The organism is Bacterioplanes sanyensis (assembly GCF_014652515.1).
Taxonomy (GTDB): domain Bacteria; phylum Pseudomonadota; class Gammaproteobacteria; order Pseudomonadales; family Oceanobacteraceae; genus Bacterioplanes; species Bacterioplanes sanyensis.
The window spans coordinates 25,870-42,670 of sequence record NZ_BMYY01000001.1; the positions used below are offsets into that span (position 1 = coordinate 25,870).

General features: G+C 55.4%; 15 protein-coding genes. 8 read left to right on the top strand and 7 right to left on the bottom strand.

The annotated features are described in order from the left end of the window. Nucleotides 1–2 precede the first annotated feature (2 nt). Entirely contained in the window at nucleotides 3–1,031 is a 1,029-nt protein-coding gene (locus IE090_RS00135; protein WP_189386322.1) for a CvfB family protein, read from the bottom strand. A 69-nt stretch (nucleotides 1,032–1,100) separates the two neighbouring features. Then, nucleotides 1,101–1,379: a peptidylprolyl isomerase gene (locus IE090_RS00140; RefSeq protein ID WP_189386323.1), complete on the bottom strand. Its 279-nt coding sequence runs from the start codon at nucleotides 1,377–1,379 to the stop codon at nucleotides 1,101–1,103. A 159-nt stretch (nucleotides 1,380–1,538) separates the two neighbouring features. Between IE090_RS00140 and upp the strand changes: the two genes are divergently transcribed. Genes upp through IE090_RS00155 form a run of 3 tightly spaced genes read left to right on the top strand, consistent with a single transcriptional unit; the run spans nucleotide 1,539 to nucleotide 3,818 of the window. After that, on the top strand, nucleotides 1,539–2,165 hold the full coding sequence (gene upp, locus IE090_RS00145; protein ID WP_189386324.1) for a uracil phosphoribosyltransferase: 627 nt from the start codon (nucleotides 1,539–1,541) through the stop codon (nucleotides 2,163–2,165). A 12-nt stretch (nucleotides 2,166–2,177) separates the two neighbouring features. Then, nucleotides 2,178–3,470 carry a uracil-xanthine permease family protein gene (locus tag IE090_RS00150; RefSeq protein WP_189386325.1) on the top strand — a complete coding sequence of 431 codons (1,293 nt, stop codon included), beginning with the start codon at nucleotides 2,178–2,180 and terminating at the stop codon, nucleotides 3,468–3,470. A 27-nt stretch (nucleotides 3,471–3,497) separates the two neighbouring features. Continuing rightward, the gene (locus tag IE090_RS00155) at nucleotides 3,498–3,818 is read left to right on the top strand and encodes a DUF3301 domain-containing protein (RefSeq protein ID WP_189386326.1); all 321 of its coding nucleotides are present in this window, start codon (nucleotides 3,498–3,500) and stop codon (nucleotides 3,816–3,818) included. Here the strand turns inward: IE090_RS00155 and IE090_RS00160 are convergent. Both IE090_RS00160 and IE090_RS00165 read right to left on the bottom strand, forming a co-directional pair. Continuing rightward, complete coding sequence (locus IE090_RS00160) at nucleotides 3,813–4,532, bottom strand: glutamine amidotransferase-related protein (RefSeq protein WP_189386327.1); 720 nt, start codon at nucleotides 4,530–4,532, stop codon at nucleotides 3,813–3,815. The genes IE090_RS00155 and IE090_RS00160 overlap by 6 nt on opposite strands. Beyond that, nucleotides 4,529–4,834 (bottom strand): DUF3820 family protein, encoded by a 306-nt coding sequence (locus IE090_RS00165; RefSeq protein WP_308428471.1) that lies wholly within the window; start codon nucleotides 4,832–4,834, stop codon nucleotides 4,529–4,531. The genes IE090_RS00160 and IE090_RS00165 overlap by 4 nt, the downstream gene beginning before the upstream one ends. Before the next feature lie 183 nt (nucleotides 4,835–5,017). Here IE090_RS00165 and IE090_RS00170 point away from each other — a divergent pair, with 183 nt between their 5' ends. Together IE090_RS00170 and IE090_RS00175 are read left to right on the top strand one after the other, a co-directional pair. Next, nucleotides 5,018–5,656 (top strand): flagellar brake protein, encoded by a 639-nt coding sequence (locus IE090_RS00170; RefSeq protein WP_189386329.1) that lies wholly within the window; start codon nucleotides 5,018–5,020, stop codon nucleotides 5,654–5,656. Nucleotides 5,657–5,667: 11 nt separating this feature from the next. Then, entirely contained in the window at nucleotides 5,668–8,271 is a 2,604-nt protein-coding gene (locus IE090_RS00175; RefSeq protein ID WP_189386330.1) for a putative bifunctional diguanylate cyclase/phosphodiesterase, read from the top strand. Between the two features lies 1 nt (nucleotide 8,272). Here the strand turns inward: IE090_RS00175 and IE090_RS00180 are convergent, their stop codons facing one another. Then, nucleotides 8,273–10,369 (bottom strand): ATP-binding protein, encoded by a 2,097-nt coding sequence (locus tag IE090_RS00180; protein WP_189386331.1) that lies wholly within the window; start codon nucleotides 10,367–10,369, stop codon nucleotides 8,273–8,275. A 247-nt stretch (nucleotides 10,370–10,616) separates the two neighbouring features. On the opposite strand from IE090_RS00180, the gene IE090_RS00185 reads away from it, so the two are divergent. Both IE090_RS00185 and IE090_RS00190 read left to right on the top strand, forming a co-directional pair. Beyond that, entirely contained in the window at nucleotides 10,617–12,437 is a 1,821-nt protein-coding gene (locus IE090_RS00185; RefSeq protein ID WP_189386332.1) for a DEAD/DEAH box helicase, read from the top strand. A 79-nt stretch (nucleotides 12,438–12,516) separates the two neighbouring features. Next, nucleotides 12,517–13,101: an NADPH-dependent FMN reductase gene (locus IE090_RS00190; RefSeq protein WP_189386333.1), complete on the top strand. Its 585-nt coding sequence runs from the start codon at nucleotides 12,517–12,519 to the stop codon at nucleotides 13,099–13,101. A gap of 30 nt (nucleotides 13,102–13,131) precedes the next feature. Here IE090_RS00190 and IE090_RS00195 read toward each other — a convergent pair whose 3' ends face one another. Further along, complete coding sequence (locus IE090_RS00195) at nucleotides 13,132–14,244, bottom strand: NADH:flavin oxidoreductase (protein WP_189386334.1); 1,113 nt, start codon at nucleotides 14,242–14,244, stop codon at nucleotides 13,132–13,134. Between the two features lie 174 nt (nucleotides 14,245–14,418). On the opposite strand from IE090_RS00195, the gene IE090_RS00200 reads away from it, so the two are divergent. Further along, nucleotides 14,419–15,762 (top strand): deoxyguanosinetriphosphate triphosphohydrolase, encoded by a 1,344-nt coding sequence (locus tag IE090_RS00200; RefSeq protein WP_229815272.1) that lies wholly within the window; start codon nucleotides 14,419–14,421, stop codon nucleotides 15,760–15,762. Here IE090_RS00200 and IE090_RS00205 read toward each other — a convergent pair. Beyond that, entirely contained in the window at nucleotides 15,741–16,712 is a 972-nt protein-coding gene (locus IE090_RS00205) for an alpha/beta fold hydrolase (RefSeq protein ID WP_189386335.1), read from the bottom strand. The genes IE090_RS00200 and IE090_RS00205 overlap by 22 nt on opposite strands. Nucleotides 16,713–16,801: the final 89 nt, after the last annotated feature.

Genomic DNA, 16,801 nt, shown 5'->3' on the forward strand with positions numbered 1-16,801 from the left:
ATTTAACTGCGTTTTTTAGATGAAATAGAAAGCGTGTTGGCGCTTTTGGGGCGATTGCTGAACACTTTTTTGCCACTGGGTTTGCTGGCGCTTTGCTGTGCCAGTTCGGCGGCAGCGGCTTTCGCTTTGGCGCTGGGCGCGCGCGGCGGTTGCGGTGCACGCCCCGCGACTGGCGCAGCATCTGCTAGGGCAATGGCCTTGTCTTCAAAGCGGATTTTGCCCAGTTTGTAGAGGCGGCCAATGGTGGCTTTGAATGCCCGTTTGGACATGCCCAACTGCTGCTCGACTTCTTCCGGTGTGCTTTGATCGTGCAGCCACAGCCAACCTTGATTATCGGCTAAGCGCTGTAATATGCGCTCTGCCAGCACGTTCACTTTGTCTTTGCCGACCGGCTCTAGGGTTAAATCGAGGCGGCCGTCGTCACGCACGCGCTTGATGTAACCCGTTAGGCGCTGGCCGGTACGAATGGCGCTGCGAATATCGCCATGGTGCAACACCCCCCAGAACTCATCATCGACCACCGCCTTAAAACCCAGGTCGGTGCGTGAGGCAATGATCAATTTGACCTTGTCGCCATTGCGATACGGGTCCGGAGCATCAGGCCAAGCGGCTTTGGCTTCGTCTTTGATAAAGCGATTTAAGCGAGTGCTGCCAATTAACCGGCCGGTATTGTCACTGGTGACGTAAACCAGCACGCTTTGCTCGGGCTGCAAACGCTGTTTTTGCTCAGCAAACGGCACCAGCAAATCTTTGGCGAGCCCCCAGTCGAGAAAGGCACCGGTATTGTTGACGTCTTTAACCGTCAGGTTGGCCACTTGTCCGACTTGCGCGCGAGGGCGCTGGCGGGTGGCGATCCAGCGATCGTCGGAATCCAGATAAACAAACACCGACAGCTCATCGCCCACTTGGATGCCATCTGGGCATTGATTGTTGGGCAATAAGATCGGTTGCTGATCGTCGTCGTCGAGGTAGGCGCCCTGAGCCGCCAGCTCGACCACGGTCAGGGAATTAAAGCGTCCGAGTTCGGCCATGCTTGTGCGCCTGTAGGTAAATAAGAGGGTAAATCAAAATAAAGCGCGCGAGTGTATCACGAGCGGCGCTTAGCTTCGATAAATGGTCTCGATCAGATGATAGCCAAAGCGGGTGCGCACGGGACCTTGTATCTGTAGCAATGGGCCTTTAAACACGGCATCGTCAAAGGCCTTGGCCATGTCACCGCGGTTGAACTCGCCTAAGCTGCCGCCATTGGCTTTTGACGGACATAAAGAATGACGTTTGGCCAGCTGACCAAAATCGGCACCTTTGGCTAATTGTTGTTTCAGTTCGATGGCTTCAGCTTTGGTTTTTACCAGAATATGGCGGGCACAAGCGCGGCGCATAGCAGGCTCCGTGACAGGAATGACAGTTGTGGTAGCGTGATCTGGCTCATTATGCCGGAAAATTTGACCGTATGGTTACTCGGATAGCTTCGTCCCTAGGCACGTATGTGCGAGAATCGCGCGCCAAATTTTGTCGATAAGAACAGCAGGGGGAAGCCAATGAGCGTTCATGAAATTCGTCATCCACTAGTCCGACACAAATTGGGGCTGATGCGCGCCAAAAATATCAGCACCCGTACGTTTCGCCAGCTGGCGGGTGAAGTCGGTAATCTCCTGACTTACGAAGCGACCAAAGATCTGGAGCTGGAAGACTACACAGTCGACGGCTGGTGCGGTGATATTCAGGCGGAACGCCTCTTGGGTAAAAAAATTACCGTGGTGCCCATTTTACGGGCCGGTCTGGGCATGCTGGACGGCGTTTTGGAGCTGGTGCCGAGCGCCAAAATCAGCGTGGTTGGCCTCTATCGCGATGAAGAAACCCTAGAGCCGGTCAGCTACTTTGACAAGCTCGCGGGTGACATTGATCAGCGCATGGCGCTGGTGGTTGACCCCATGCTGGCCACGGGCGGCTCTATGATCGCTACCATTGATTTGCTGAAAAAAGCCGGTTGCACCAGCATTCGTGCGTTGGTGTTGGTGGCGGCGCCCGAGGGCATTAAAAAAGTCCAGCAGGCGCATCCGGATGTCGATATTTACACGGCCTCAGTCGACAGCCACCTCAATGAACACGGCTACATCATTCCCGGATTAGGCGACGCCGGCGACAAAATCTTTGGCACCAAATAAGCGGGGCTGAGTATGACGTCTTCTTCTTCCGCAGCCAGCTGGCGCACGGCGCTGGCGGGTCTGCAAATGTTGTTCGTGGCTTTCGGTGCTTTGGTACTGATGCCGTTGATTACCGGTTTGAACCCGTCCGTGGCTCTGTTTACCGCCGGTTTGGGTACCTTGTTGTTCCAACTGATCACCAAGCGCTCAGTGCCAGTGTTCTTGGCATCGTCGTTCGTGTTCATCGCCCCGATTTCGTACAGCGTCGAAACTTGGGGGATGGCAGCCACCATGGGCGCGCTCTTTTGTGCTGGTCTGGTTTATATGGTGTTGGCGTTGTTAGTGGCTTGGCGTGGGCCGGGCTTTCTCCATCGCTTGATGCCACCTGTGGTCACTGGCCCGATCATTATGGTGATTGGTTTGGGACTGGCCCCGATTGCAGTGAACATGGCGATGGGAAAAACCGGTGACGGCAGTGCGGAGCTGTTTCCGTATACCGACGCCATCATTGTGTCCATGGCCGCTTTGTTGGTGACTTTGCTGGTGTCGACATTGGGCAAGGGGCTGTTCCGCCTAGTACCGATTTTGGCCGGCGTTGGCGTGGGTTACCTTCTGGCCTGGTGGTTTGGCATGGTCGATATGACGCCGGTGGCGCAGCAGAGCTGGTTGGCTGTGCCTGATTTTGTCATGCCAACTTTTAACTTGAACGCCATTTTGTTTATGTTGCCCATTGCCATCGTGCCCGCGATTGAGCACGTTGGTGATGTCTTGGCGATCGGCAGTGTGACGGGTAAAAACTACGTCGAGAAGCCTGGCTTGCATCGCACCTTAATGGGCGATGGTGTGGCAACGTCGGCGGCGGCCTTGTTTGGTGGACCACCAAATACCACCTATTCCGAGGTGACAGGCGCTGTCATGTTGACGCGTGCCTTTAACCCAGTGGTGATGACTTGGGCGGCCATATTTGCCATTGCCTTGGCCTTTATCGCTAAGTTTGGCGCCTTCTTGCAGACCATTCCTACCCCTGTCATGGGCGGTATTTTGGTGCTGCTGTTTGGCTCCATTGCCAGTGTGGGCTTGAACATTCTGGTAAAGGCGCGGGTAGACATGGCCGCCCAGCGTAACCTAGTTATTGTGGCGACTACCTTGGTTTTTGGTATTGGGGGGATGGCGATAGGCTCGAAAGATTGGACATTGCAAGGCATCGCCTTGTGTGGCTTGGTTGCCATTCTGCTCAATTTGATTTTGCCGCACGAGGCGGAAGCGGATGATTTGCACGAAGAACAGGCGGTGGTCGATGACTTTGTTGAACATCATCGCCAGTAGTCAAAACGCAGCCAGCAAGGCCAGCTTATGAGCTGGTCGTTGCTGTTCACTGTGTTACTACTGGGCGTTGGCTATTGGGGGTGGCAGCGTCAGCAGCAGGCCAAAATGTTGGCACTCTTTATTGTCCGTCGTCATTGCCGGCAGCTGGGCTTACAGCTGCTGGACGATACCCTAGTTATGTGTGGCATCCGGTTGTTGGCGGGGCGCTGGTTGGATCCTGGGCGCTGGAACTTAGAGCGCCGTTACCGCTTTGAGTTTGCCTCCGGCGGTGCAGAGCGCTACGAAGGCGAGCTGGTACTGCATGGGCGGCGACTGGTGTCATTGGATTTGCAACCGCATCATTTATGAGCTGGTGGGTTGGGTTAGAAAGCGAATCATCCAGCGGCCAACTCGCTCTTCATCGGTCGGTTGACCTAAGCCATTAAAACTGCGTTCTAGTTTTTCTGCTCCAATGCTATCGACTCTGCGAGGCAGCAAACGGGTTAAGTAGTCGCGCGTAAATTCTGGGTGGCCTTGCAAGCCCAGCACTTGATCGCCAATAAAAAACGCGGCGTTGGGGCAAAAATCGCTGCTGGCCAGTCTTCTGGCCTCGCGCGGTAGGCGCTCGACTTGGTCTTGATGGCTGTACAGCAAGCGAATGTGCTGTTGTTCGTCACTGAGCCACAATGGACGGTGCTCAATGCGAGTGGTGTGGACGCCAATGCCCCAGCCGCGATGACTGCGCCCGGCATGACCGCCCAAGCTATGAGCGAGTAGCTGATGGCCAAAGCAGACGCCGAGCAAGCGCTGGCGCTGCTCATAAGCATGGCGAATCCATTGCTCCAATTTTGCAATCCAAGGCTCGCTGTCATACACACCGCTCTTTGAGCCAGTAATTAACCAAGCATCACATTCGTCTAGGCGCTCAGGCCATTCGCCGTTGAGCAGATGGTAATGGCGGTAATTGAACTGGCCGCCCAAGGCATCGAAAAAACGCCGGAACATCCAGCCGTAGGATTGATAGTCCTCCACCAAATCGGCATACAGCTGGTCGGTTTCTAAGATGCCAATGCGAACCGTCATTGCTGCCTCTCTGTTGCTGTCATCATGACTAGGTTTTGATTGCGACCCTCACGCAAAGGTGTCAGCAGGTCTTCTAGGCCATTGATTTTGATTTCCAGCGTCAACGCCAGCCACTCGCCCAATTGCCCAGTCGGCCAGCCTTGCTGACGAAACCATAATAAATAGGCTTCAGGCAGGTCGATCAGCAGTCGTCCCTGATATTTGCCAAATGGCATGGGGGTGGTGATGAGGTGTAATAGATCGTCTTGCTGCCACATAGTTTGATCTTTGCAATGCTCCGAACGGTCATGATGCACGGCCATAACCACAGCTGACAAGCAGGCATCGCTGTGTTTGGGTTGGCCAGTATCCGCTGGTGCTCGATAGTGGTATATTTTGCCACCAAGACATCTGTGGCGTATATGGCTTGTTTAAAGGCCTTTGTGTCTAATTGGCACATGGTCTGAGCAATGTAGCTAACTAGCTTAAGTGAGACGGAACGCACTGTGGCCCTATTCGAAGAGTTAAAGTTATTGCCCGGCCAGCCAATGCAGTTGGAGTTTGAGGGATATTCTAATGAACGCGACCGCAGCGTGTTGTTGGGTTATCGGCCACATCACAGCATCATAGTGACCACGCCGACCATTAACGGCTCTCCCATGGCGTTGAAGTTGGGCATGAAATTGGCGGTGCGGTTATTTGCTCAACAGGTTAACAGTGCTTGTGCATTTCGCAGCGAAATTGTGCATGTCTCCCGTGCGCCTTATGCGCATATTCACTTAGCCATGCCGGATGAAGTCATTACTGGTGAAGTACGTAAAAGCGTGCGTGCCCGAGTTAAGCTCATTGTTTCCATTCATCATGGCCCAGAGTTGGAGCGCCAGTGCTCTGCCATGGTCACTGATCTTAGCATGGGCGGAGCCCGTATTTGCGCCAAGCAGCTACCCGTGGCCAGCGGTGATCAGGTACGCCTCACTGCGCAGCTGGAGGTGAGCGGAGTGGAGCGTATCATCAGCATCAATGGCCTAGTGCGCTCATATCAAGAAGAAGATGGACAGTGCAGTATTGGTGTTCAGTTTAGCCAGATCAATGATGCCGATCGGGTGATGTTACATGCTTATGTGCTTTCCAGTATTCATGGTTGATATAGGTGGCTATGGCTGATACCCAGGCCGAAAACCCAGCAGCACCGGCAGCCACTACTGAGCACAGACTTGAGGGGCTGCTGGAACATGCCACTCGCATCTTTCTAACCTCACGTACGGAAACCGTGGAAGCGGATATCGCTCTGGTGCTTAAACACTTTCGTCACCGCTTGGGCGCTGAGCAAGCGGTACTGTTTCTGTGTCCGGCAGCGGAAGGCGAGGATACGCCGCCGCGTTGTGTGGTATCTGCGGCTGAGCCAGAAGCACTTTATCAGCGCATGCAACGTTTGTATGAGCAGCACGCGCTATGGTGCCAGCTTGTCCGCCAGTCGAGTGTGCGAGTATTGCCAGCTCCGGAGGTCGGTCAGGGACAGCATTGGGTGCTGGACTGCTTTGCCGCGCAGGCCGTTGTTATGGTGCCTGTGGTCGGGCGCTCAGCCGACGGCGGTTGTCTAATGTTTGCTTTTGATGCCCAACGCCCTGTACTCACCCATTCGCAACGACAACTGCTGTCGACCCTGGCGCAGCTGTGCTATTTGATGCTCGACCGACTCACGGTAATGGAGCGGCTACGCCAGAGTGAGCAGCTATTGCAGCGCACTGAGCAGCTGGCGGCCATTGGTAGTTGGTATCAGGACATGAGCACTGGGCGCATCTCCATCTCGCCACAACTGGCACGCATCTTTGCCTTTGCTGAAGACACCCGCACCGCCGTGATGGAGGATTTTTTTCGCTGCCTGCATCCAGAAGACAGCCAGCGTGTTAAGCGAACCTTAGCGGCGAGTATTCGTCACGCTCGTATCACGGATATGACCTATCGCATTATTAACCAGCGCGGTGAACAGCGAACACTCCATGGTATAGCGCAGGTGTTATGTGACGGCGATGGACAGGTGATTGCCCGGTTTGGCTCGATTCAGGATATCACTGAGCAAGAGTCGCGCGAGCGTCACCTGCTGCAAGCGGCGAAGGTGCTGGAGTCGACCAATGAGGGCGTTGTGATTACCGACGCCAACGGCTTGGTGGAAGCGGTCAATCCAGCGTTCAGCCGTATCACAGGTTATCGCGAAGAAGACGTGCTGCAACATCCGGTAGCGGTGTTGAAGTCGGGCCGTCATGATCAGGCGTTTTATCGTCAAATGTTCCAGCAGTTAAGCGAGCATGGCCGCTGGCACGGCGAAGTATGGAACCGGCGCCGCAATGGTGAGGTGTATCCTCAGTGGCTGACCATTACCGCCGTGCAAGACAGCCAAGGTCGCATTGGTAACTACGTGGGTGTGTTTAACGATATGTCGGTGTTGCGCCGCTCTGAGCAGCAGTTGGAACAGTTGTCCTACTACGATTCACTCACCGGTTTGCCCAATCGCAGCCTGCTGATTCAGCGCTTACAGCAAGCCCTGAGTCGCGCCCATGAAGGCGATAAGGTAGCGCTGATCGCCATCGACCTAGATCACTTCAAGCACATCAATGACAGCCTTGGCCACCCAGCGGGTGACCGACTGCTTAAGCAGTTTGCCCAGCGTTTGCAGCCGTTGCTACGCGACGGCGCTACCTTGGCGCGCCAAGGCGGCGACGACTTCGTGTTTTTGCTCGAGCAAGTGGCGGGCCGCGAGCAGGTAGCTAGCGTCGCCGATGACATCAAGCAGCTACTGTACCAGCCCTTCGACTTGGGCGTGGGGCAAGCCTTGATGATTGGTGTCAGCATGGGCATTACCCTATCGCCCGATCATGGGGACAGTGTCACGCAACTCCTAAGCAATGCCGATGTGGCCATGTATCAGGCCAAGCAACGCGGTCGCAATCATTACCAGTTTTATTCGGATGAAATGACCCGTGCTGCCAGCGATCGCTTAGAGCTGGGCAGTCAGCTGCGGCATGCTTTGCAGCTGGGCGGTCAGTTGCAGCTGTATTATCAGCCGCAAGTTTGTATGCAATCCGGTCAGGTGATCGGGCTGGAAGCACTGATGCGATGGCAGCATCCGCAAGATGGCACCATTCCGCCAGGGCGCTTTTTGCCGGTGGCAGAAGACAATGGCTTGATGCCCGAGCTAGATACCTGTGCACTGACGCTGGCATGTCAGCAAGTCGCGGTGTGGCAGCAGCAGGGCGTCAAGCCGTTGACCGTTGCGGTCAACATTACGCAGCCCACTTTTGTGGCTGGCGGGCTGGTCGAAACACTGCAGCTGTTGTTACAGCGTTATCACCTAGATGCGGGCTGGCTAGAGCTGGAGATTACCGAAGGCGCTTTGTTGGAGCCGACGCCGGCGGTGTTGGATACCATTGCCGGCTTGAAAGCGCTGGGGGTGTCGCTGGCGGTGGACGATTTTGGTACCGGCTACTCTTCGCTGGCGTATTTGCACCGCTATAAGGTGGATAAGTTAAAAATTGATCGCAGCTTTGTTATCGGTCTGGATGAAGACGACGGCCAGGTGATCACGACCACCATTATTCAACTCGCCAAAGGCTTGGGCTTAAAGGTGCTGGCAGAGGGTGTGGAGTGCATTGAGCAGCTGCAGTTCTTGCGAGCCAATCACTGTGAAACGTATCAAGGGTTTTATTTCAGCCGCCCTTTGCCCGCAGCCGAGTTGCAGCATTGGTTGCGGCCGGTGGCCTGAGCTATAACCCAGGCCCTGGTGGGCTGCACGGTAAATAGATATGAAAGCAGGTGCCTTGACCGACCGTCGATTCGACTTCAATGCGGCCATGCAATTGGCCGGTCACCAAGTTATGAATGATGTGAGCGCCCAAGCCGCTGCCACCTTTGCCTTTGCGGGTGGTGAAAAACGGCTCGTATAGGCGTTGCAGCACCTCGGCCTCCATGCCTTTGCCATCATCGCAATAGCGAATCATTAAGGTGTCGTCTTGGCGGCTGGCGTGAATGCGTATGTGACCGCTTTGCTCTGGATCGAAGGCATGGGTGAGCGAGTTCATCATCAGGTTGGTGATGACTTGCGCTAGCGCGCCAGGGTAGCTTGCGACGATGATCTTATCGGGCACATCAAACTCAACCTTTATCGGTCGGTATTTGTAGTTTGGACGTAGCGAGCTGGCGATGGACTGCAAGTAGTCACCCACTTCAAAGTCGCGCCGCTGCTCGCTGGCCTGATCGACCGCGACCTGCTTAAAGCGGCTGACCATATCGGCGGCACGGCGCAGGTTTTCGCTGGTGATGTCGATGCTTTCTTCGGCAAAGTTAATGAAATCTTTGAGCCCAGTTTTACTTAACTGCTCTTGTTGGTATTGGCTTTTCAGCTCTTCTAGATAGTCTTCCAAGGCGCTGACAGCGGTAACGCCAATGCCCAGTGGCGTGTTAATTTCATGGGCAAGGCCGGCCACCATATCGCCCAGTGCGGCGTGCTTTTCCATATGCACCAGCTGATTTTGAGTAAGTTTCAGCTGATGCAGTGACTCCAACGCTTCGTTACTTTTTTGTTCCAGCTCTCGTGTGCGTTGGGCCACTTTTTGTTCGAGGTTGCTATTCAGCTCCTGTACCTGCTGCTGTTGCTCCAGCAGCGCTGTGTTGGTGGCGTTGAGCTCCTCGTTATACGACTGCACTTGTTCGACCAGGGTGTTGAAGGTCGACACGATGGGAGCAAACTCATTGCGACCACGATAGCTAATCGGCCGTACTTCAATGGCGGTGCTGTCTTTGTTGGAGGCGATGGTCGAGCGCAGCAGTGCCAAGATGGTGTCGAAGGGGCCAAACAATAGTCGTAGGATCAAAAGCATGGCACCGGCAAACAGGGCGGCAATCAAAGCACTCATCGGCAGTGTCGGTGCTGAGTAGTTCTCTGCAGCCGCTAAAAGATCGCGGCGCGGCACACTGAAGCCGACCACAAACCCAGTTTGTGTCATGGCAGCATAAATGTAGCTGGGGGTGTCTGTATTGACATCGAGGTGCTGAACTTGGCCTGGGCTCATTTTTAACAACGGCTGCTGCCACTGCTCGGGTGTGTCGAGGGTGGCAAACTCGGCTTGGCCGTTATCGAGCACCGAGAGACGGCTGTCGGCATGAAACATGAAACTGCGGCTGTTGGCCGTCGGTGCCAGCTGTTTGACATAATTACGGGCACGCTGCAGCGACCAATCCACCGTCGACATACCGATTAACGTCTGGTTACTGTCGTACATCAAAGCATCGACCGTCATCATCAGCGATTCGCTGCCAGCTTGGTCGATATAAGGCGCGGTCCAATAAAAGGCCGATGAGCGGTTGATGCGGCGATCCCAACCGGGTGGCAATGCTTGCTGATACCAAGCCTGATTGTGATAGTCGTAGTCTGCGTTGCTCAGCTCCCAGCTGAACTGCAGGCCATTGTCGGGCGAGTGGTAAACATAAGGGCCGAAGTAGCGCAGGTCCGGCTTTAGGGCAAACGGCTCAAACCAAATGCCGCCACCAATAGCTTGGTCAAAATCATCAAAGGTGCGCAGCAGCAACTGACGCGACTGATTTTCCAATGCACTGCGGCTCAGTAGTTGTCGTTGCTGGTGCAGTAACTCGCCGGAACGCGCCAAACCGGCAGCCATGCGCTGCATACGATCGGAGCTGTCGTCGAAGTGCTGAACGGCCATGGTCAACGACTGCTGAAACTGACGGTGGCTATCTGCAACTACCGTATCTGTAATGTGAGCATTATTGCGATAAATCAGCACAGCAAAGCCAATCAATTGCAAAGCTACGGCCGATAGCAAGATGCGCGATTTTATGTTCATAGTCATTGATCGTTGGGCGCTGTTGACAGACTAGCAGGTAAGTGGGTGTTTGTGTCGACGCGTAAAGATCAACGCTCCGTCACCTTCACAACCTGACTTTGACACAGTAAGCAAAATAAAGCGGGCATTGTTTGGCGTTTTTCGTTACACTTCCGCGCCTTTGCAAACCCTCGAGTCGGGCCCGCCGTGTAGCGCAGAGTGTGAGAACGGCCACGCCCCACCTCCGTACAACACAGCAGGATCTTTCATGACCGACGCAAATACCACAGGCTTCGCAAGCCTGGGCTTACCTTTTTCTATTCTTCGTGCCCTGGAAACTCTGGGTTATGAAGCGCCTTCCCCCATTCAAGCAGACAGCATTCCACCTTTGTTGGAAGGTCGCGATGTTTTGGGTATGGCACAAACCGGTACCGGTAAAACAGCAGCCTTTACGCTGCCTTTGTTAGCTCGTACGCAACCGGATCAACCATCACCGCAAGTGCTGGTGCTGGCACCCACGCGTGAGCTGGCGCAGCAAGTGGCGCAAGCAGTGAAAAGCTACAGCCAATATATGTCTGGCGTTGGCGTTGCTGCAGTCTACGGTGGCGCTGAATTTGGCGGCCAGTTGCGCGAATTGAAGCGCGGCCCTCAATGGGTGGTCGGCACACCGGGCCGAGTGATGGACCACTTGCGTCGCGGCACCTTGAACCTAGCGGACATCAAAGCCGTGGTATTGGATGAAGCTGACGAAATGCTGCGCATGGGCTTTATCGATGATGTGAACTGGATTCTTGAGCACACCCCGCGCCAGCGTCAGGTAGCCTTGTTCTCAGCCACCATGCCGCGTGAAATTCAACAGGTCGCAGAAACGCACCTGAACGATCCGGTTCAGGTCAAAATCAAAACCAAGACCACCACCAATGCCAACATTCGCCAGCGCTACTGGTTTGTTGGCGGCGTACACAAAAACGATGCCTTATTGCGCATTTGCGAAGTGGAAGACTTCGACGCCATGATGGTGTTCGTGCGCACCAAGCAAGCGACGGAAGAAGTGGCGGAATACATGCAGTCACAAGGCTTTCGCTGTGCGCCACTGAACGGCGATATTCCGCAGCAGCTGCGTGAAAAGGCGGTTGAAAAACTCAAGCGCGGTCAGTTAGACATTCTGGTCGCCACCGATGTGGCCGCGCGTGGTTTGGATGTGGAGCGCATCAGCCACGTGATTAACTACGACATTCCATCGGATACCGAGTCCTACGTTCACCGTATTGGTCGTACCGGTCGTGCTGGCCGCGACGGTGAAGCCATTGCCTTTATTCGTGGTCGTGAAAAGCGTTTGTTGCGTGACATTGAAAAAGCCACCCGTCAAACCATTGAAGAAATGCCGTTGCCAACGGCGAAAGACGTCAACGCCAAGCGCCGTCAGCGCTTTATGGGCCGTTTGATGGACGCCGTGAAGCCCGAGCAAAATACGGTATTTCGCGAAATGATCGAAGAGCTGCTGCGCGAGCACCCACTGGATGCATTGGACTTGGCCACCGCCGCGGCCGCGTTGGTGCAGGGCAATAAGCCGTTGTTCTTGGATGAAAAAGCCGATGCCCGCCAGCAAGAGCGTCGTGAGCGTCCAGAGCGCGATCGCCCTGAGCGTGGTGAACGCGGCGAGCGCGGTGAACGCAATCGCAAAGCGCTGCCAGAAGCGCAGCCAAAACCGCTAAAAGGCATGAAAGACGTCGATATGGTGCGCTATCAGGTCGCGGTGGGTTACGACGATGGCCTGCGTCCGGGCAATCTGGTGGGCGCCGTTGCTAACGAAGCCGAGCTGGACAGCAAATACATCGGTCATATTGAAATCCTGGGGCAATTCTCAGTGATTGATTTGCCCGCCGGTATGCCGCCTGAAACGCTGCAAACGCTGAAGCGTGCGCGTGTGTGTGGCAAGTCGCTGTCGTTGAAGCCTTATAACCCGGCACAAGTGCCTGAAGGTCGCTCACCACGCCGTGAAGGCGGCAAAGAGGGCGGTAAAGGTCCGCGCAAGTTTGACGGTCAGAAGAAGTTTAACCGCAACAAACCGCGCCGACAGGCCAGCTAAGTCGTCATGCTGGGTACCAGCGTCTGACTCTGATACTTTAGGGGCCTCTTGGCCCCTTTTGTTTTTTTGGAGTTTTAACATGAGCCAGATTTGTATTATCAGCGCCAGTCAGCGTGCCGGTTCCAATAGCCGTCGTATTAGCGATGTGCTTAACCAACACTATCTAGGCGGGCAGGCCAGCCTGATTGATTTACAGCGTGATCCACTGCCGTTTTGGGATGGCGATACCGCAGAAAATACCGCAGTTGAAGACGCGCGCAGCAAAGCGCAAGCCGCCGATGGTTTTGTGTTTGTGGTGCCGGAGTGGCATGGCATGGTGCCGGCGGCATTGAAGAATTTGTTGCTGTGGCTGGGCTCAAAGGAATTGGCGCATAAGCCGGTGTTGCTAACGGCGGTGTCTGCATCGGCGGGCGGAGCCTTTGTGATTGCCGAGCTGCGTGGCAGTGGCTACAAAAACTCGCGTTTGTTGTACTTGCCAGAGCATCTGATTTTGCGCGATGCCAACGACTTATGGCAGGGCCAAGAAGAACGGGAAAGCGATGCCTACTTAGATAAGCGGGCACGCTACGCCATTGATCAACTGACGACCTATGCTACGGCATTGGCGCCTTTGCGTGAGCAGCTGACGGCGGGCCTCACCGACTTCGCCAACGGCATGTCTTGAGAGTACGCGGCCCGCTAGGGCCGCTCGGCCTTATACCAGCTCGGTCAGGGCGTCTTTGCTGTAGTCTTGCAGCTCATCGAGGCGATCTTCTCTTACCTTATTGACCCACTGCGGGTCTTGCAGCAAGGCGCGGCCAACGGCCACTAGGTCGAACTCGCCGTTCGCTAAACGCTTTTGCAACTCGACGATAGAAGCGGTAGCCACATCTGAGCTGTCGATCATGTCGCGTTTGTCTTCATCGATAAAACTGGCGCTCAGGCCCACTGAGCCTACCGTGATGACGGGTTTGCCCGTCAGCTCCTTGGTCCAACCCGCTAGGTTCATATCTGAGCCTTCAAATTCAGGTTCCCAGAAACGGCGTGTTGAGCAATGGAAAACATCCACGCCGGCATTGACCAGTGGTTTTAGAAAAGCGCCTAGTTCCTCTGGCGTGTGCGCTAGGCGGGCGTTGTAGTCCTGTAGTTTCCATTGAGAGAAGCGGAAAATAATCGGGAAGTCTTCACCAACACGGTCGCGAATGGCGCTGACGATTTCGCACGCAAAGCGGGTGCGTTGCACCAAATCACCGCCATATTCGTCATCGCGCTCATTGGTGCCGGCCCAGAAAAACTGATCGACAAGGTAGCCATGAGCACCGTGCACTTCGATTGCATCAAAGCCGATCTCTTTGGCATCCGCAGCGGCTTGGGCAAAGGCCTCAATGACATCGCGAATGTCTTGCTTGCTCATCGCTACGCCATGCTCCTTGCCAGGCGCTAGCAGGCCTGAGGGGCTATAGCCTGGCACTTCTGGGTCTGGCTCAGTGCCGGCTTTGCGAACGGCGCCGACGTGCCAAAGTTGTGGCGCGATTTTGCCGCCTTGGGCATGCACGGCGTCGACGACGTTGCGCCACCCCTGCAAGGCTTCGGTGCCATAAATAAAGGGCACGCGAGGATAACCATTGGCGCCGGCATGGCCTACACAGGTGCCCTCGGTAATGATTAGGCCAACGCCGTTTTCGGCGCGGCGAGCGTAGTAGGCTGCGTTCTGCTCGTTGGCGACATTGCCGGGTGAAAAGCTACGTGTCATGGGCGCCATAACAATGCGATTGGGCAGGCTCAATGGCCCGAGCTGCAGTGGAGTAAATAAAGCTGAGTCGCTCATGACGGCTCCTGTATAGGTTACGAGGATGAATTAACAGAATAGTTGGCACAAGTTAAACGATAAGTGTGGTATGTGACAGAGAGCGAGAGACCAAGGAAGTGAGATTCAGCGTTGCACGGATGGGCCGCTTACGTTTTGATTGATCGCACTTTATCAGTCAGCAAGGAGTCAATCATGGAGGCGATGAGCTGGCAGCAATTGCTGTCGCCACAGCGCTTTGGTGAGCCGCAGGGGCGTTTGGATTTGGAGCTGGGTCGATCACCGTTTCATAAAGACTATGATCGCATCGTTTTTTCTTCAGCGTTTCGGCGCCTTGACCGCAAAACCCAGGTGCACCCGCTGTCGGAAAACGATCATGTGCACACCCGTCTGACTCATAGCTTGGAAGTCGGCTGCGTCGGCCGCTCACTGGGAACGCGGGTAGCCCAGGCGCTGGTGTCGAGCTTACCGGCGGGGCTAGAGCCGGGAGATGTCGGTGCCATGGTGCAGGCGGCTTGCTTGGCCCATGATATCGGCAACCCGCCTTTTGGCCACACCGGCGAGGATGCCATTCGCCACTGGTTTAGAGCGCCTGAAAACCAACATTTTTTACACTCACTGAGCGCGTTGGAGCAGGCAGACCTGCAAACCTTTGAGGGCAATGCACAAGGCTTTCGCCTGGTCACTCAGGTGGAAGCGCATCGCTTTGATGGTGGCATGCGCCTGACCTATGGCACCTTGGGGGCGTTTTTGAAATACCCATGGGGCGTTGATCAGGTGCAAGCAGGCAAAGCGCGCAAGTTTGGTTGCTATCAGGCTGAGCTGCCCTTGCTGCGTGAAATCGCCGATGCCTTAGGCATGTTGGAGCTGTCGCCAGGGCGCTGGGCGCGTCATCCGTTGGTGTATTTGCTCGAAGCCGCCGATGACATTTGCTACGGCCTGATTGATTTGGAAGATGGCATCGAGATGGGCTTGCTGCGCTATGACGAAGTCGAGCAGTTGCTGCAGCCCGTATTGGCGGAGCATTGGTCAGCTCTGTTGGCTGAGCTGCAGCGCGCGGATAACGATCGCCGACGCTTGCAGATGCTGCGTGGTCAGGCAATGGAGGCGCTGGTAATGGCGGTTAGCCAAGCCTTTGTGCAGCAAGAAACGGCCATTTTGCAGGGGCAACTGCAGGGCGACATCATTGATTATTGTCCGCCGGCGGTGCAGCAAGTAGTCAGCGGTGCCAAGCAACTGGCGCGTGAGCGCATTTTTCGTGATGGCCGCAAGTTGGCGGTTGAAATCGGCTCCTACTCCACCTTGGGTACGTTATTGGAAGCATTTTTAAGTGCCGTTCGTGAGCGGGTTTTGGAAGGTCAGGCGACCTTTCGCAATCATCGCGTATTGGAGTTGATGGGGCGCTCAGCACCGCAAGCGGATTGGAGTCTGTATCAAGCGTACATGCGCGCCATCGATTTTATTGCTGGCATGACAGATAACTATGCCGCCGACATTGCCCGGCAGTTTTCTGGCTATCAGCCGCCCAGTCGTTTTTGATCGCAGGGCAGGGCTGCTGTGGGCTTGATGGCTTTGGCGCGTTGTTTTTGCTGCCACTTTTTTTCAGCCTTGATGAGGTGCTTGCTGAGCAGGCGGGTGAGCTTAGGTAATAGCCGTGGCGGTAAATCGTGGCCCATGCCATCGATGACTTTTAGTTTGGCTTTGCGAATGGCGGCCGCCGTCTCAAGGCCCATGCGCAAGGGAATCAACGGATCGTCTCGGCCGTGTATGACCAAGGTTGGTGCTTTGATTTTCGCCAACAGGCGCCGCCGGTCGCCGGCACTGGTCACCGCAACTAATTGGCGCTTAAAGCCAGAGGGATCGTTGGCACGCTCCAGGCTGGTTTCCGCCAATTGCCGCAGTTGCTGTTCATCCAGCGGGTAGCCAGGGCTGCCGATCAAACGATTCATGCGCATGGTATAGCGAATCGCCGCCTCGCGATCGTTGGGCGGAGGTCGGCGCGCCAGTTGCAATAGCACCTTTAATTTTGGGCCGGGCAGGCGCGGGCTGCTGCTGGCGGACATGATCGACGTCAGGCTGCGAATGCGTTTGCGTTTTTTGGCGGCCAGAATCTGGGCAATCATGCCGCCCATGGATGCGCCCACAACATGAGCGCTGTCGATTTCCAGAGCGTCCATCAAGGCGATGACGTCGCGTGCCATATCTTTCAGCGTGTAGGGAATCTCGGGCTTGCGTTTTAGCTTGGTGTGCAGCCAAGTGCGCAACAAGCTGGGCGTGCCGTGGGCGGCCAAGCTGGATGAGTGACCAACGTCGCGGTTATCAAAACGCAGCACCTGAAAACCCTGTTGTGCCAATGCCTGGCACAACGCATCCGGCCAGATACGCATGTGCGCACCCAAGCCCATGATAAGAATCACGGTGGGGTGATGAGGGGCGCCAAAGCGCTCATAAGCCAGCTCGATCCCGGCAGGGGTGCGGATACGTGTCATAGTGCAGTCAGTGTAGGCGTCTTCGCTTTGGGCGTTTTCACAATAGGTTGGCCAAATCCGGCCGCATTGACGTGGCAAGTTCGCCAGCG

Excerpts from the sequence above, each read along its gene's own strand:
- IE090_RS00135 (WP_189386322.1), bottom strand. The coding sequence starts at position 1,031 with ATGGCCGAACTCGGACGCTTTAATTCCCTGACCGTGGTCGAGCTGGCG.
- IE090_RS00140 (WP_189386323.1), bottom strand. The coding sequence starts at position 1,379 with ATGCGCCGCGCTTGTGCCCGCCATATTCTGGTAAAAACCAAAGCTGAA.
- upp (WP_189386324.1), top strand. The coding sequence starts at position 1,539 with ATGAGCGTTCATGAAATTCGTCATCCACTAGTCCGACACAAATTGGGG.
- IE090_RS00150 (WP_189386325.1), top strand. The coding sequence starts at position 2,178 with ATGACGTCTTCTTCTTCCGCAGCCAGCTGGCGCACGGCGCTGGCGGGT.
- IE090_RS00155 (WP_189386326.1), top strand. The coding sequence starts at position 3,498 with ATGAGCTGGTCGTTGCTGTTCACTGTGTTACTACTGGGCGTTGGCTAT.
- IE090_RS00160 (WP_189386327.1), bottom strand. The coding sequence starts at position 4,532 with ATGACGGTTCGCATTGGCATCTTAGAAACCGACCAGCTGTATGCCGAT.
- IE090_RS00165 (WP_308428471.1), bottom strand. The coding sequence starts at position 4,834 with ATGGCCGTGCATCATGACCGTTCGGAGCATTGCAAAGATCAAACTATG.
- IE090_RS00175 (WP_189386330.1), top strand. The coding sequence starts at position 5,668 with ATGGCTGATACCCAGGCCGAAAACCCAGCAGCACCGGCAGCCACTACT.
- IE090_RS00180 (WP_189386331.1), bottom strand. The coding sequence starts at position 10,369 with ATGAACATAAAATCGCGCATCTTGCTATCGGCCGTAGCTTTGCAATTG.
- IE090_RS00185 (WP_189386332.1), top strand. The coding sequence starts at position 10,617 with ATGACCGACGCAAATACCACAGGCTTCGCAAGCCTGGGCTTACCTTTT.
- IE090_RS00190 (WP_189386333.1), top strand. The coding sequence starts at position 12,517 with ATGAGCCAGATTTGTATTATCAGCGCCAGTCAGCGTGCCGGTTCCAAT.
- IE090_RS00195 (WP_189386334.1), bottom strand. The coding sequence starts at position 14,244 with ATGAGCGACTCAGCTTTATTTACTCCACTGCAGCTCGGGCCATTGAGC.
- IE090_RS00200 (WP_229815272.1), top strand. The coding sequence starts at position 14,419 with ATGGAGGCGATGAGCTGGCAGCAATTGCTGTCGCCACAGCGCTTTGGT.
- IE090_RS00205 (WP_189386335.1), bottom strand. The coding sequence starts at position 16,712 with ATGACACGTATCCGCACCCCTGCCGGGATCGAGCTGGCTTATGAGCGC.